Source organism: Micavibrio aeruginosavorus, assembly GCF_051245535.1.
Taxonomy (GTDB): domain Bacteria; phylum Pseudomonadota; class Alphaproteobacteria; order Micavibrionales; family Micavibrionaceae; genus Micavibrio; species Micavibrio aeruginosavorus_D.
This window is the reverse complement of the sequence record NZ_CP195303.1, coordinates 657,397-672,612: the sequence shown is the minus strand read 5'-3', so window position 1 is coordinate 672,612 and position 15,216 is coordinate 657,397. Positions and strand designations below refer to the sequence as shown.

Below are 15,216 nucleotides of genomic sequence, written 5' to 3'. Positions count from 1 at the left end.
CCTCTGGATCAATCGTTTTTTCCCTTTTATTGTCCGAGCATGACTTTATCGCGCCTGCACGCCATTGCTGACCGCATGATCACCCTGCCTGTCTTTGCCCGGGCGGGATTGGCGTGGCTGGCCGGGTCGCTGATGGCATTGACCATGGCACCAACATCATGGTGGCCGCTCCTCTTCCCTTGCCTGTCCCTGTTTTACATCACGTTGGCTGGGACCCGGACATGGCGCGATGCGGCCTTCACCGGCTGGGCGTTCGGTTTTGGGTTTTTCCTGTTCGGTTTGTTCTGGATCAGCAATGCCCTGCTGGTCCCCGGTAACCCGTTTATCTGGGTCTGGCCGCTGGCGCTTGTTGGCCTGCCCATGGCGCTGGCGTTGTTTACCGCCGTGTCGGCATGGATAATCTGGCGCTTTGCCGACTTGAAAAAATGGGATGGGTTTGCGTTTTTCTGCGCCGTTCTTATTGGCGGTGAATATTTGCGCGGGCATATCCTGACCGGGTTTCCGTGGAATTTGTACGGCTATGCCTGGGCCGGAATGTTGCCCATGGCACAAATAGCGGCGCTGGTGGGGCCGTATGGTTTAAGCCTGATAACATTGACCTGGGCGGCCCTGCCCGGGTTTTTGTTCGCTGCAAAGCCAAAGCGCCGCGTCGTGATAACGGCGTTACTTTCCACCATCATCACCATGGCGGCTTTGTATGGCTGGGGCGCAATCCGCCTGCATACCAACCCGACACACTTCGCCGAAAACGCGCCAATCATCCGCTTGATCCAGCCCAACATTCCGCAAGCGGACAAATGGGATCCGGAGAAGACAACACTCAATCTGCAAAAACTGATTGATGGACTCACCATCAATCCGCCTGTGGCCGAACGCACCGTGGTTGCCGTCTGGCCGGAAACGGCGATCAGCACGCGGCTCATGTCCATTCCCGATGTCCGGTTGGCGATTGCATCATCGATGAAATTGATGGGAAGCAATCCCCTTTTGCTGACCGGCATATTGATCCGCGAAGGGGACGAAACGCCCTCCTACGGCAATTCGCTGGTCGCCTTTGATGCGGATTTACAGGCACTGGCACGGTTTGATAAAGCGCATCTGGTGCCGTTTGGTGAATACATACCGTTGCAATCTCTTCTGCCGCTCACACCGCTCGTGCAATTTTCCGGCTTCGCTCCGGGCCCGGGGCCGCAGACATTGACGCTGCCCGGTTTTGAATCCGTTGTCCCGCCATTCAGCCCGCTGGTGTGTTACGAAATCATTTTTCCCGGCGCGGTCACCGATGCACATCATCGCCCCGCATGGATCGTGAACGTCACCAATGATGGGTGGTATGGCAACAGTCCCGGCCCGTATCAGCATCTGGCGCAAACAATGTTCCGCGCGATCGAGGAAGGACTTCCGGTTGTGCGTTCAGCCAACAATGGCATCTCCGCCATCATTGACCCCTACGGTCGAATTTTGACCCGAATCCCATACGATAAACCGGGCAGTGTTGATGTGATTCTCCCCGCCGCGTCATCCGAAGCCCCCTTTTATGTCGTCTGGCGGGACGGTCCGGTCCTTATTTTATTGGTTTTGATAATCTTGTGCTGTGCAATAAGACGCCGTTTATAAGCGTTATTTGCACAAGTACGCCAAGGGGTAGAGAATACCACTTTCCAATACTTCCGGTTAGTTGCACCTTTGCATCGCGCGTGCTTTTGTGCAAATCCTTGTGGAGTATTTCATATTATCGAATGCTCCTTAATCCACGAAACCATTCCATTGTGATTTCGGGACGGAAATAAAGCAGGTAAAAAAATATGGCAAAGATAACGACTGAAAAGAAAAGCGCGGAGAAGGTGGTTAAGAAACTGCTTACGCCACGTCGTGGGCGCGGTGGCGGATCGGACAACCCCGATCCCGTTGACGTTCACGTTGGTGCCCGCTTGCGCCAGCGCCGGGGCATTTTGGGGTTCAGCCAAGAAAAACTGGCCGACGCTCTGGGATTGACCTTCCAGCAGGTTCAAAAATACGAACGCGGAACCAACCGGATCAGCGCCAGCCGCTTGTGGCAAGCTTGCCACGTGCTGGACGTTCCGGTCAGCTATTTCTTCGAAGGCTTCAGCGACAAGGGCCGCGCCAAAACACTGGCATCCGGTCTGGCTGAAAGCGAACAGCTCGGCTTCGAAGACGACCGTGACATCCTGAGCCGCAAAGAAACGCTGGAACTGGTTCGCCTGTACTATACGCTGGATGATGAAAACGCCCGCCGTAACATCATGAAGGCTCTGCGTAATATGGTTGAGTTTTATCAGGAGGTTTAATCCTCTGAAAATCTGAGTATTTCTTTTAAAAAGCCGGGGGTTTCCCCGGCTTTTTTTCATACAATTACGCCGAACACCTTGTAATTGCCACAATGCCGGGTATTCTGTGCGCCGCATTTTAAGAAACTATTTTAATCAGGAAGACCGTCATGCAAGGAACAGGAAGCGCCATGTTGAAACCAGCCCAGAACGAAAACACCCACCCGCAAGGCAACACCCGGCTGAAAGACTTCCTGTTCACCAGTGAATCCGTATCCGAAGGCCACCCGGACAAAATCTGCGACCAGATTTCCGATGCCATCGTTGATCGCTATCTGACATCCGACCCGTATGCGCGCACCGCAATCGAAACCGTTGTCACAACCGACAGCGTCATCATCGTGGGTGAAACGCGCGGGCCGTCGGATATTACGCATGACGTCCTGCGCGAGATCGCCAAGCACAAAATCCGCGACATTGGGTATGAACAACAGGGATTCGACTGGCGCACGGTCAACGTTGATGTCCGCGTTCACAGCCAGTCCGCCGATATTGCCGTTGGCGTTGATGCCGCCGGAAACAAGGACGAAGGCGCCGGCGATCAGGGCATTATGTTCGGTTATGCCTGCACGGAAACGCCAGTCTTGATGCCCGCCGCCCTGCATTATTCGCACAACATCTTGAAATCTCTGGCCGAAGCCCGCCATTCCGGCACGCTGGCCGAACTGGGCCCGGATGCGAAATCACAGGTCACGCTGGAATACCGCGATGGCAAGCCGGTTCGCGCCACATCCATCGTCGTATCGACCCAGCACAGCGAAAAACTGTCGCAAGCCGATGTCCGCGAAATGGTTCGCCCGCATGTGATGAACGTCCTGCCCGAAGGCTGGATGTGCCCGGAAGAAGATTTCTACGTCAACCCGACGGGTCGTTTTGTGATTGGTGGCCCGGTTGGTGATTCCGGTCTGACTGGACGCAAGATCATCGTTGATACCTACGGCGGTTCCGCCCCGCATGGTGGTGGCGCATTCTCTGGTAAGGACCCGACGAAGGTTGACCGTTCCGCCGCTTACGCTGCGCGCTATCTGGCGAAAAACGTGGTGGCGGCGGGTCTGGCCGACAAATGCACGATCCAGCTCTCCTACGCGATCGGCGTGTCCAAGCCTCTGTCCGTTTACGTCGACACCCACGGCACCGGACTGGCGGACGAAGCCCGCATTTCCGCCGCCCTGCAGGAATTGATGAACCTGAGCCCGCGCGGCATCCGGGAGCACCTGCACCTGAACCGTCCGATCTATGCCCGCACCGCCGCCTATGGCCATTTTGGCCGTGAACCAGAGGCCGATGGCGGTTTTAGTTGGGAAAAGATTGACCTTGTCGATGCTTTGCGCCAAAAACTGGGCGCATGAGCACAGACAAACAACGCACCGACACAAACCTGACCATTCCGCATACGGATGTTGACCGTGACAAGCGGCGGCTTTACGGCCGCCGTCAGGGGCGCACGTTAAAACCCGAACGCGCCAGCGTTCTGGACAGCATCTTGCCACCCCTGCAAATTCAGCCCGAAACGCTGAAACCTGCATCTCTGCACGATGTGGATTTATTCGGGCGCGCCTTCACTGGCGGCATGTGGTTTGAAATCGGCTTTGGCAATGGCGAACACGTCGCCGCCCTGCACCGCCAACACGCCGATACCGCATTTATTGGTGCCGAGCCCTTTATCAACGGCATGTCGGCACTGATGAAAGATATTCAGGACGATGATAATTCGAATGTCCGCGTCTGGATGGACGATGCCATTCTGGTCGTCAATGCGCTGGCCGACCAAACGCTGGACGGCATCTACGTTCTGAACCCGGACCCGTGGCCGAAGAAACGCCATTACAAACGCCGCATCATCAATCCGGACAATCTGGACCGCTTTGCCCGTGTCCTGAAACCCGGTGGCATGCTGATCATGGCCACCGATGTGGATGATCTGGCGGGATGGATGCGCGATCAGGCCGAAGCCCACCCGGCCTTCGTCTGGACCGGCCACCCGGCCGATCTGCACACGATGCCCGAAGGCTGGATCCCGACACGGTACGAGGAAAAAGGGCGTGCGGCGGGGCGGATACAGACCTATTTGCTGTACAAACGGACCTAAAGGACGCCATATCCCTTTGGATATAAAGGCATTTTTCTTGCCTTTCGCTTGCTGGTTATATTAGAATTACGTAAAGTACACTGCGTAATCGAGCAATAGCCATGGCATCGCCCCCATTTGATTCACGGCCTGAACAGGTTTTTGATTACCCGGAATACGGGTTTTTCCTGAAAACCGGGCAACCACAGCCGCAAAACCAATATCCCAGCCGCCTGCGTCGTCAGGGGCGCAAACCCGCTCCGGTGAACAATATTGGGCTGGCCTGCCTGCCCTATCACCTTCTGGAGAAAGAGGAATTTGCGGTTTTAAAGGCCCGGGCCATCGCCCCGAACAACAACAATATTTCCATCGTTTTTGATACCGCGGCCCAGGGATTGCTGGTCATCGACATGCTGACCCACGGGGCCCTGCACGTGGATATCAAGCTGGTGCGGTGGGGAACGCGGCCCTCTCCCGCATAAAACCCCAAAAATGTCTTGCCAAACAGGGGAATCAGACCTATAACCCTTGCAAAATCCCAGGTTAGTAGAGGGGTGGGCCGAAAAAGCCCGCCTTTTTTGTTGCCCGGAATCAACTAAGGACAAACGATGCGCCAAACGCCGCAGGAACAAAAGATTACCGCACTGATCGAACCGGTCATCGCCGAAAAGGGCTTTGAACTGGTGGCTGTGCGTATGCTGAGCGAAGACGGAATGCAGATTCTGCAGATCATGGTCGAAGATCCGGCCACCCGCACGATCGGCGTTGATGATTGCTCGTCCATCAGCCGCGCACTGAACGCACTGCTGGAAGTCGAAGACCCGATCAGCGCCGCCTACCGTCTGGAAGTCAGCTCGCCGGGCATTGACCGCCTGCTGACCCGTGAAAAAGATTTCATCGATTTCTGCGGACTGGATACCAAGATCGAAATGGATATGCCGATTGACGGGCAGAAACGTTTCCGTGGTGTCACGCAAGGAATCGAAGATGGCGCATTGATCCTCGAAACCGAAGACCAAGGCCGCATCGCCCTGCCCATGAGTGGCATTGCGAAAGCGAAACTGGTCATGAACGACGAATTGATCGACGCGATGCAGAAACGCATCAAAAAAGCAGTTTAATTGAAGACGAACTAACAGGTTAATTGGTTTAAACAGGCAAAGCCAAAAAGAGGAAAACTATGGAACTGTTGCAAGTTGCAGATGCCGTTGCCCGGGAAAAAAATATCGACCGTGATATCGTTCTGGTCGCGATGGAAGAAGCCATTCAAAAGGCTGGTCGTTCCAAATACGGCTACGACCACGATATCCGCGCGATCATCGACCGCCGCTCTGGCCAGATCGAACTGAAACGCTATCGCGAAGTGGTTGAAACCATCGAAGACGAAGCGAAACAGCTGACCGTCAAAGAAGCACAGCGCATCAAGCCGGACGCACAGGTTGGCGAATTCCTGATCGACAGCCTGCCCCCGCTGGATTTTGGCCGCATTGCCGCCCAAACCGCGAAACAGGTTATCGTGCAGAAAGTGCGCGACGCCGAGCGTGACCGCCAGTTCACGGAATTTAAAGACCGCGTCGGCGAAATGATCAACGGTATCGTGAAACGCGCCGAATACGGCAACACCACGATCGATCTGGGCCGTGCCGAGGCTTTGCTGCGCCGGGATGAATCCCTGCCGCGCGAAAACCTGAAAGTCGGCGACCGCGTTCGTGCCTACATCTACGACGTACGCCAGGAAGCCCGTGGCCCGCAGATTTTCGTATCCCGCGCCCGCCCGGAATTCATGGCCAAACTGTTCACACAGGAAGTGCCGGAAATTTATGATGGCGTGATCGAGATTAAAGCCGTTGCCCGTGACCCGGGTTCCCGCGCGAAAATCGCCGTATGGTCCCGTGATAACGGTATCGATCCGGTTGGTGCGTGCGTTGGTATGCGCGGTAGCCGTGTTCAGGCCGTTGTTGGCGAACTGCAGGGCGAAAAAATCGACATCGTGCCTTGGTCCGAAGATTTCGCAACATTCGTTGTGAACGCTCTGGCCCCGGCCGAAGTGGCGAAGGTTGTTCTGGACGAAGAAAAACACCGTCTGGACGTTGTTGTTCCGGAAGAGCAACTGAGCCTGGCGATTGGTCGCCGTGGTCAGAACGTGCGTCTGGCATCGCAATTGACCGGCTGGGATATCGACATCCTGACCGAAGCCGAAGAATCCGCACGCCGTGCCGAAGAATTCAAAAAACGCTCCAGCCTGTTCATGGAAGCTCTGGACGTTGACGATGTCATCGCGCACCTGCTGGTCGCCGAAGGCTTCATCAACATCGAAGAAATCAGCGAAACGCCGATTCCGGAACTGGCCACGATCGAAGGCTTCGACGAAGACGTTGCCGGTGAACTGCAGGCCCGTGCCAATACATGGCTGGAAAAACTGCGCGTTGAACTGGAAACCAAGCGTCGCGAACTGGGTATTCAGGACGACCTGATGACCTTCGAAGGTCTGAAGGCCGAACACATCCTGAAACTGGCGGAACAAGGCGTTAAAAACCTTGACGATCTGGCCGATCTGGCTGGTGACGAGCTGGTCGAAATTCTGGGTGAGGAAGTCATCAATATCCGTGACGCCAACACCCTGATCATGAAAGCCCGTGAGCATTGGTTCACGGAAGAAGAAACCGCAGAAACAGAAGAAAAGGCCGCCAGCAATGGTTAATTCCATGCTGGTAGAGAGGAACAGTATTGACCTTTACAAAGGACAATCACACCGATGACATGATCCCGCCGATGGCAGATGATAATCTGCTGTCGTCGGGCATTGTCACGTCCGAAGGTCAAGAATCTTCTACACCTGCCCCCGACGCGCAGACCCCTGACGAACCGCCTGCGGCCCCCGTCAAAAAAATCAAAACAGAAACCTGTGTGGTCAGCGGTGAAACGCTGCCCCGGGACCAGATGATCCGTCTGGTCATCGGCCCCGATTCCACGCTGTATCTCGATCTGGATGCCAAACTGCCCGGCACCGGGTTCTGGATCACGCTGGGCCAGAGCATACTGGCGCAGGCTGTACGCGATGGTCTGTTCGTTACCGCCGATCAAAAGGCGGTAACTATCCCCGAAAATATGACCGAAATCATCACCAAGGCCCTGACCCGCAAGGCGCTGGATATGCTGTCCATGGGACGCAAAGCCGGCGACTTGATCACCGGGGCCGATAAATGCGAGCAAGTTTTGCGATCGCGTAAAGGTGGTGTATATGTAACCGCCGCGGAAGAAAGCGCCGTCACCCGCCGAAAACTGGTCAATTTGGCCCGTTCTTTGCCCGTGATCGACCAATTTTCCAGCGCAGATCTTTCCACCCACAGCGGCGCCCAGAATGTGTGGCATGCCGTGATCCGGAGAGGCCCCCTTTGTCAGCCGTTTTTGAACGCGGTTGATCGACTGAACAAATTTAATAATGACTGATGATGAAAGTACAGGCACAGGAATGACCGATAGCAAAGAAAAAGACACAGGCACGGACGACAAGGGCGGGGAAAAGAAATCCACCCTGAGCCTTGGTGCCAAGGGCACGCTGAGCCTGAAAGGCGGCGCCGCAGCACAGGCGCGCGCAGGCGCAGCCCAGCCAACACGCGGCGGAAAAACCGTTGCCGTTGAAGTCCGCCGCAAACGCAGCGGGTCCAGCACCGCGCCCATGAGCCGCCCAACGACCGAAGCCAACGTCGAGGCCGAAGATCATACAGCCGGAACGATGGCCGAGCTGCGCAAGCTGACCAGCGAAGAGCGCGAAGCCCGTATCCGCGCGCTGCAAGCCGCCGAAGAAGAATCCAAACGCCGCGCCGATGCAGCGGAAGACGATGAAGATCGCAGCATGATCGGCACAACGGTTGAATACCGTTCCCCGACCGCGCCCGCCATTGTGACCCAGCCAGAAACGGCCGAGTCCGCGCGTCAACGCGAACTGGAAGAATTGCAACGCATCGAGGACGAAGAGCAGCAGAAAAAGCGCGCCGATGAGCGTCGCCATGCCTCGACCACCGAACAAGCCCGCGGTCCAGCCAATGTTGCGACCCAAGATGTTATGCGTGAATCCGCACGCCCGGGGGCCGCTGGCCGCCCGAGCTTCAGCGAAGACGAACGCGAAGAAGAGAGCTATCGCGAGCGCATGAAAAAGGCGAGCGTGAAGGCCCCGCCGTCACGCCGCACCGAGCAGGAGCGTAACTGGAACCCGGGCCGCCTGACCGTTCAAAAAGCGCTGAGCGAAGACGTGATGGAACAACGTGGCCGGTCATTGGCCGCCACACGCCGCGCCCGCGCCAAAGCCCACCGGTCCATGACCGCCGAGCCGCAGCAAAAAGTTCTGCGCGAAGTAGTTCTGCCGGAATTCATCACCGTTCAGGAACTGGCCAACCGTATGACGGAGCGCAGCTCCGACGTGGTTAAGGCCCTGATGAAACTGGGCGTGATGGCCACCATTACGCAAACGATTGACGCCGACACCGCTGAATTGATCGTGACCGAATTCGGCCACACGATTAAACGCGTGACCGAAGGTGACGTTGAAATCGGGATCGAAGGCGACACGGATGCCGAAGGCGATCTGTTGCCGCGTCCGCCGGTTGTCACCATTATGGGTCACGTTGACCATGGTAAAACCTCCCTGCTCGACGCCCTGCGCTCCACCGACGTGGTTGCAGGCGAAGCCGGTGGTATTACCCAGCACATTGGTGCCTATCAGGTCACCATGCCATCGGGTCACAAAATCACCTTCCTCGACACACCGGGTCACGCCGCGTTTACCGAAATGCGTGCCCGTGGCGCGAACGTCACGGATATCGTGGTTCTGGTCGTTGCCGCCAACGATTCCATCATGCCGCAAACGATCGAGGCGATTAACCACGCCAAGGCCGCCGGTGTTCCGATTATCGTTGCGATCAACAAGGTCGATCTGCCCGACGCCAACCCGGCCAAGGTCCGTCAGGACTTGCTCCAGCACGACATCGTTCTGGAAGAGCTGGGCGGCGACACCATGGCCGTCGAAGTGTCCGCGAAAAAGAAAATAAACCTGGACAAGCTGGAGGAAACCATCCTTCTGCAAGCCGAGGTCCTGAACCTGCGCGCCAACCCGAACCGTGTTGCAAACGGTACGGTGGTTGAAGCGAAACTGGAACAAGGGCGCGGTAACGTGGCCACCGTTCTGGTCGAAAACGGCACGCTGCGCGTTGGTGACATTTTCGTCGCCGGTGCGGAATCCGGTCGCGTTCGTGCGCTGCTGGATGACCGTGGGAACCAGATTAAACAAGCCCTGCCGGGTCAGCCGGTTGAGGTTCTGGGTCTGCAAGGCGCGCCGGAAGCCGGTGACAAGATCAACGTGGTTGCGGACGATGCCCGCGCCCGTGAAATTGCCGCCTATCGTGCCCGCAAGAAGCGCGAACAGGCTGCCGCCTCTATCGCACGCCGCACCAACTCGCTGGAGCAGATGATTGCCGCAGCGAAAGAAGGCGAAAAAACCACCCTGCCCGTCATCATCCGTGGCGACGTGCATGGCTCGGTTGAAGCGATTGCCGGTTCATTGCAGAAAATTTCCGAAGACAACCCGGATGTTCTGGTCCGCGTTCTGCACTCCGGTGTGGGCGGGATCACCGAATCCGATATCATTCTGGCGAAGGCATCCAACGCCATGATCATCGGCTTCAACGTCCGCGCCAACGCACAGGCCCGTACACTGGCCGAACGCGACGGCGTGAACATCCGTTACTACAGCATCATTTACAACATCATCGATGATGCGAAAGCCTTGCTGTCCGGTATGCTTGCACCGAACCTGCGCGAAGAATATCTGGGTCAGGCTGCAATCCGTCAGGTGTTCAACATCACCAAGGTGGGCAAGGTTGCGGGTTGCATGATCACCAACGGCGTGGTCAAGCGCGGATCCAAAGTCCGCCTGCTCCGCGACGACGTGGTTATTCACGAAGGCACGCTCAAAACCCTCAAACGCTTCAAAGACGAAGTCAAAGAAGTCAAAGAGGGCATGGAATGCGGTATGGCGTTCGAAAACTATGACGACATCAAAGACGGTGACGTTATTGAATGCTTCGATATCGTATCCGAAGCCCGGACGGTGGGTTAAGCAGCATGCGGAAGCAAAAAGCATCGGAACCATCGCAACGCATGTTGCGTGTTGGCGAACAGCTTCGCCACGTGATTTCGGAAACGTTGCGGCAGGGGCGTTTTGACGACCCCCTGCTGTTCGACGCCTCCGCAATCGTCACCGTGACCGAAGTGCGCGTCAGCCCCGATCTGAAACACGCAACGGCGTATGTTCTGGCGTTGGGCGGCGGCAATATGGATGAAATGCTGCCCGCGTTGAATGACTCTGCCTCCGTCTTCCAACGCGATATTGGCCGGAAACTGGATTTGAAATTCACGCCAAAGGTTCGGTTCATCATGGACAAAACCTTTGACTACGCCCTGCGTATTGAAACGTTGATTGGTGCCTTGCCGGAAACCGACCGCTACGGGTATGAAGCCCCGGGTGAAGAAGCCGCGGACAAAGAATCCGACGACGACCAATAACGCCGATGGCCCGACGTAAAAAAGGCATTCCCATTCACGGCTGGATCGCGGTTGATAAACCGTTGGGCGTCACCTCGACTCAGGTCGTGGGGAAATTGCGCTGGCTGTTGAACGCCCAAAAAATCGGCCATGGCGGTACACTCGACCCGCTGGCCAGCGGCATCTTGCCGATTGCCTTGGGCGAAGCCACCAAAACCATCGCTTTCTGTATGGACCACACGAAAACCTACAGTTTCACGGTCCGGTTCGGGGAACAACGGTCCACCGACGATGCCGAGGGTGAGGCGATCGCCACATCCGATATTCGCCCGACCGCAGACGCGATCCGCGCCATCCTGCCCCGCTTTATCGGCACCATTGACCAATTACCACCCCGTTTCTCCGCCCTGAAAATCGACGGGCAACGCGCCTATGACCTGGCCCGCGCCGGCGAGGTCGTGGATCTGGCCCCCCGGGCCGTCCGCATTGATTCCCTTGAATTATTGGCCCTGCGCGGGGATGAGGCCGATTTCCGCTGTGTCTGTGGCAAGGGCACCTATATACGCTCTCTGGGCCGGGATTTGGCGCTGGAACTGGGGTCTGTGGGCTATATCTCCGCCCTGCGCCGGGATCAGGTGGGACCTTTTACCGTAAACAATGCGATTTCTCTTGATTTCTCAGCGGATTCCAGCCAAATTCCGCCCCTTGAAGACATGCTGCTTCCTGTTCAAACAGTGCTAGACGACATCCCGGCTCTGGATCTGAACGAAAGGGAAGCTGCACGGTTGAAGAACGGACAGGTTTTATCGTTCATCTCCCGCCCTGATGTGGAGCGACTCCACCGGGCCGGCGTGGTTCCCGATAAATCCAACCCCGTGACGGCGCTGGCGGTGTTCGATGGCAAACCTATTGCCCTTGTGAACATCGACGGCATCGATATTCAGCCGCTACGCGTACTGAACCTTTAAAACAATGATCGGAGAAAACGATGTCGACTAACACAAATACCGCCGCCCGTAAAAAGGACGTGATCGCCAAGAACCAAACGAAACAAGGCGACACAGGATCACCGGAAATTCAAGTTGCAGTGATGACGGACCGTATCAGCTACCTGTCCGAACACATGCAATCGCACAAAAAAGACATGTCCAGCCGCCGTGGCCTGCTGGCTCTGGTTGCCAAGCGCCGTAAACTGCTGGACTACGTCAAGGCAAAGGACGAAGGCCGCTACCAAGCTTTGATCGAAAAGCTGGGCATCCGCCGCTAATTCCTTTGGAATTACAGAATTTAAACGGCCCGAACCGCATGGTTTCGGGCCGTTTTATTTTTTCCTTTTCAAAGGCCCGCCATTTGGTGTTTAATCACCCCATGCAAAACGCAACCGCACCGCATAGCGCGATCCGACGCGCACGACGTACAAACCGCCCCCTGTTGGCTCAGGGCGTTGCGGATCGTGCGGTGCAGGCCTTTTAGGACTTCCTGACATCTCCCTTTCCTCCTCGCACCTTGATCCAACTGGATCAGGCGGATGAACGCTTTACTCACGTTTCAATCCAATGCGTCCCGAGGACAAAACGATGCCAGCGAATACCAACAAAAAACAAAAAACCGCGTTTAATGATTGCCCTGTTCTGTACAAAGGCACGTTGCGGGACCACAGCGTTTATTCGGTCGTAAAGCTGGATAAATCGCACCTGTCCGACATTATCGGCCTGCATAACAAAGCCATTCAAATGCTGACCGAAGCGGAAAAGGCCTTCATGCTGCCCAAACCGGCATCGTTCTTCGTCGATCATTTCAACCGGAACCACGGCAACACGGTCGTGGGCGTCGTACATAAGGGCAAATTGATTGGCGAGGCCATTGTCCTGAACCCATCCATCGATCACCCCAAAACCGGCATGGTCGACATGCCCCCGGTCGGTGCGGCGGATGACATTACGTTGCTGCAAGGCGTCACCGTTCTGCCCACCTATCGGAATAACGGGTTGATGCACAGCATGGTGAAAGCATGGCTGAACCACGGCATTCAGGCCAACAAAGGCCACGCGCTGGCCGAAGTGGACGTGAACAACATCGCGAGCTGGGCCACGTTCCTGGACCAAGGCATGGAAATCCCCAGCATCGGCGTCGACCCGTCGGACGGTACGGTTGTTTACAACCTGCACGAAACCCTGCCGAATATTCAGAAAAAGCGGCTCACGCAGGCTTTTAACGAGGTTGCAGACGGATGCAAAACCTGCCCCATGCACGACATCGAAACCCAAAAATCCATGCTGGATCAAGGTTATGTCATCAGCGGCTGGAAGAAAGCGACCAAGGAGATGATTTTGCGCCCCGTCTAAACCGGGTTGCATTCAGCCCCCTATCCATGAACAATATCGGGCATATTTGATCAATAAGACCCCGCAAAGGGGCTATAATGGATAAGGCAGAGAGGTCGTCATGGCATCCAACACAATGCCCCCGGTTGTGCGGGGTTTGAATTTTTATGCGCTGGACCAGAACGTGAAATATTTTCTGGAGCGTACAAACCCGCAAATGCTGAAACGCCAGCAAGGTCGCCTGACCGATCTGGGCGCATGGGTTGGCAACGCATTGGATGTTCAGGCGGAATACAGCGACCGCCACGCCCCACCGAAATTGGTGCATGACATTGCCGCCGCCGGAAAACCTGGTGAACGCACGGGCCGTGTTGTGTTCAACCCGGCATACGAAGATGCCCAAATTGAAATTTACCGCCGCGGCGTGATTGGCCTCGCCTTTCAGGACAAAAACCCGGAACCGCACAGCCTGTCTTTCGTCATGGGCTATCTGCTGTCACAAACGGATATTTCCACCCACTGCCCCGTCACCATGACCGGGGCCGTTGCGTATGTGGTCAATAAATATGGCAGCGATGACGTGAAAAAGCGTTTCCTGCATGAATCCACGCGCATGGACGGGCTGGCCAAAACCGGCGGCACATGGGCCACAGAAAAACACAGCGGCAGCGATGTGGCCAACACCACAACAACCGCGCGCAAGCATTTTGACGGATCATACCGCCTGAACGGCCAGAAATGGTTTGCCTCCAACGCCTCATCCGGCCTCGCCGTTGCCACGGCCCGCGCGGAAGGATCGACGGGGGCCAAAGGGCTGGGCCTGTATCTGGTGCCCAGTCATATTGATAAGGATTGGACAAAACCGAATTCCTATCACGTTACAAAATTAAAAGAAAAATTGGGCACGCGCGCCTTGGCCACGGCGGAATTGTTGCTGGACGATGCGTATGCCATCGAACTGGTCCCGCCGCCGCATGGCTTGCGCGTGATGATGGAAGCGCTCGGCTATAGCCGCGTTCACAATGCCATGTCCGCCGCCGGTGTCGCGCACCGGGCCTTGCTGGAAGTGCGCTGCTGGATGGATAACCGCGAAACCTTTGGCAAAGCCCTGTCCGACCGCCCGATGAACCAGAAACACATGATCGGGATGAGCGTGGATTGGATGGCCGCCTGCGCCCTCGCCTTCGAAGCCGCGCACAGTTTTGATGTGTCGCAAGGCAACGATGCAACGGCGCAGAGCTGGATGCGTATGGTCACGGCTATTGCCAAATACCGCACCGCCGATCTGGCCGTGAAATCCGCCAATATCGCCGTGCAAATGGTCGGCGGAAACGGTTATACCGCCGATTGGCCGACCGAACGGTTGATGCGCGATGCGCTGGTTTTACAAGTGTGGGAAGGGCCGCGGCAAATTCAGGCACTGGAATTGACCCGTGTGATCCTCGGCCCGGAAAAAGGCGCGGAAAGTTTCATCAAAAACTTGCATGCCATTGCGAAAGCCTTACCGCCGGAAATGAAAACCGAACGCGCGTTGCTGAAACGTAAAACGACGGAGATTGCCGGAATGATGGGCGATCTGGTCAAAAATCCGCAAACGGCGGAATTTGTTGCGGATGATATTCTGGATGCCGCGGCCGATATTCTCACCTACGCCCTGATGGCGCGTGAAGCCGCGTGGGAAATGAAACATCCTCACGACAGCACGAAATTGCTGGCCCTGCAAAAACTGGCCGAAACGACATTCAGCCAGATCAAGCCAGCGGGTTACAATGTCGATACACTGGCCGATGATTTCAACCGACTGGTCCGCGGCGTTGTTTCAATCGCACCAACACCCGTGAAGAAAACAGGCCCCGGCGGGCCGGCTCCGGCTTAAATAACACACCATCACCCCGGCGCAGGCCGGGGTCTTCCAGACACAATGGAAAAAGATCCC

14 protein-coding genes are annotated in these 15,216 nt (G+C 56.3%); all 14 read left to right on the top strand.

The window, feature by feature from the left end:
* Positions 1-39 precede the first annotated feature (39 nt).
* Positions 40-1,617: an apolipoprotein N-acyltransferase gene (gene lnt, locus ACSC94_RS03335; protein ID WP_435641649.1), complete on the top strand. Its 1,578-nt coding sequence runs from the start codon at positions 40-42 to the stop codon at positions 1,615-1,617.
* A gap of 188 nt (positions 1,618-1,805) precedes the next feature.
* Positions 1,806-2,309 carry a helix-turn-helix domain-containing protein gene (locus ACSC94_RS03330; protein WP_435641648.1) on the top strand — a complete coding sequence of 168 codons (504 nt, stop codon included), beginning with the start codon at positions 1,806-1,808 and terminating at the stop codon, positions 2,307-2,309.
* Positions 2,310-2,479: 170 nt separating this feature from the next.
* Positions 2,480-3,697 (top strand): methionine adenosyltransferase, encoded by a 1,218-nt coding sequence (metK, locus tag ACSC94_RS03325; RefSeq protein ID WP_435642143.1) that lies wholly within the window; start codon positions 2,480-2,482, stop codon positions 3,695-3,697.
* Complete coding sequence (gene trmB, locus ACSC94_RS03320) at positions 3,694-4,437, top strand: tRNA (guanosine(46)-N7)-methyltransferase TrmB (protein ID WP_435641647.1); 744 nt, start codon at positions 3,694-3,696, stop codon at positions 4,435-4,437. The genes metK and trmB overlap by 4 nt, the downstream gene beginning before the upstream one ends.
* Before the next feature lie 101 nt (positions 4,438-4,538).
* Positions 4,539-4,898, top strand: coding sequence for a hypothetical protein (locus tag ACSC94_RS03315; RefSeq protein WP_435641646.1), 360 nt, complete (start codon positions 4,539-4,541; stop codon positions 4,896-4,898).
* Positions 4,899-5,024: 126 nt separating this feature from the next.
* The gene (gene rimP / locus ACSC94_RS03310; RefSeq protein ID WP_435641645.1) at positions 5,025-5,537 is read left to right on the top strand and encodes a ribosome maturation factor RimP; all 513 of its coding nucleotides are present in this window, start codon (positions 5,025-5,027) and stop codon (positions 5,535-5,537) included.
* 59 nt (positions 5,538-5,596) lie between these two features.
* Positions 5,597-7,117: a transcription termination factor NusA gene (nusA, locus tag ACSC94_RS03305; RefSeq protein WP_435641644.1), complete on the top strand. Its 1,521-nt coding sequence runs from the start codon at positions 5,597-5,599 to the stop codon at positions 7,115-7,117.
* A 26-nt stretch (positions 7,118-7,143) separates the two neighbouring features.
* Positions 7,144-7,866, top strand: a complete 723-nt coding sequence (locus tag ACSC94_RS03300) for a DUF448 domain-containing protein (protein WP_435641643.1) — start codon at positions 7,144-7,146, stop codon at positions 7,864-7,866.
* A 22-nt stretch (positions 7,867-7,888) separates the two neighbouring features.
* Positions 7,889-10,531 (top strand): translation initiation factor IF-2, encoded by a 2,643-nt coding sequence (gene infB / locus ACSC94_RS03295; protein ID WP_435641642.1) that lies wholly within the window; start codon positions 7,889-7,891, stop codon positions 10,529-10,531.
* Between the two features lie 5 nt (positions 10,532-10,536).
* Positions 10,537-10,977: a 30S ribosome-binding factor RbfA gene (gene rbfA, locus ACSC94_RS03290; RefSeq protein ID WP_435641641.1), complete on the top strand. Its 441-nt coding sequence runs from the start codon at positions 10,537-10,539 to the stop codon at positions 10,975-10,977.
* 5 nt (positions 10,978-10,982) lie between these two features.
* A complete protein-coding gene (gene truB, locus ACSC94_RS03285) occupies positions 10,983-11,924 on the top strand; it encodes a tRNA pseudouridine(55) synthase TruB (RefSeq protein WP_435641640.1) in 942 nt (313 codons plus the stop codon).
* A 20-nt stretch (positions 11,925-11,944) separates the two neighbouring features.
* Positions 11,945-12,223 carry a 30S ribosomal protein S15 gene (gene rpsO, locus ACSC94_RS03280; protein ID WP_435641639.1) on the top strand — a complete coding sequence of 93 codons (279 nt, stop codon included), beginning with the start codon at positions 11,945-11,947 and terminating at the stop codon, positions 12,221-12,223.
* A 310-nt stretch (positions 12,224-12,533) separates the two neighbouring features.
* On the top strand, positions 12,534-13,301 hold the full coding sequence (locus ACSC94_RS03275; RefSeq protein WP_435641638.1) for a GNAT family N-acetyltransferase: 768 nt from the start codon (positions 12,534-12,536) through the stop codon (positions 13,299-13,301).
* A gap of 100 nt (positions 13,302-13,401) precedes the next feature.
* A complete protein-coding gene (locus tag ACSC94_RS03270; protein WP_435641637.1) occupies positions 13,402-15,156 on the top strand; it encodes an acyl-CoA dehydrogenase family protein in 1,755 nt (584 codons plus the stop codon).
* Positions 15,157-15,216 lie beyond the last annotated feature (60 nt).

Bases quoted from the DNA above. Each gene is read 5' to 3' on its own strand.
- lnt (WP_435641649.1), top strand. From the start codon at position 40: ATGACTTTATCGCGCCTGCACGCCATTGCTGACCGCATGATCACCCTG.
- ACSC94_RS03330 (WP_435641648.1), top strand. From the start codon at position 1,806: ATGGCAAAGATAACGACTGAAAAGAAAAGCGCGGAGAAGGTGGTTAAG.
- metK (WP_435642143.1), top strand. From the start codon at position 2,480: ATGTTGAAACCAGCCCAGAACGAAAACACCCACCCGCAAGGCAACACC.
- trmB (WP_435641647.1), top strand. From the start codon at position 3,694: ATGAGCACAGACAAACAACGCACCGACACAAACCTGACCATTCCGCAT.
- ACSC94_RS03315 (WP_435641646.1), top strand. From the start codon at position 4,539: ATGGCATCGCCCCCATTTGATTCACGGCCTGAACAGGTTTTTGATTAC.
- rimP (WP_435641645.1), top strand. From the start codon at position 5,025: ATGCGCCAAACGCCGCAGGAACAAAAGATTACCGCACTGATCGAACCG.
- nusA (WP_435641644.1), top strand. From the start codon at position 5,597: ATGGAACTGTTGCAAGTTGCAGATGCCGTTGCCCGGGAAAAAAATATC.
- infB (WP_435641642.1), top strand. From the start codon at position 7,889: ATGACCGATAGCAAAGAAAAAGACACAGGCACGGACGACAAGGGCGGG.
- rbfA (WP_435641641.1), top strand. From the start codon at position 10,537: ATGCGGAAGCAAAAAGCATCGGAACCATCGCAACGCATGTTGCGTGTT.
- truB (WP_435641640.1), top strand. From the start codon at position 10,983: ATGGCCCGACGTAAAAAAGGCATTCCCATTCACGGCTGGATCGCGGTT.
- rpsO (WP_435641639.1), top strand. From the start codon at position 11,945: ATGTCGACTAACACAAATACCGCCGCCCGTAAAAAGGACGTGATCGCC.
- ACSC94_RS03275 (WP_435641638.1), top strand. From the start codon at position 12,534: ATGCCAGCGAATACCAACAAAAAACAAAAAACCGCGTTTAATGATTGC.
- ACSC94_RS03270 (WP_435641637.1), top strand. From the start codon at position 13,402: ATGGCATCCAACACAATGCCCCCGGTTGTGCGGGGTTTGAATTTTTAT.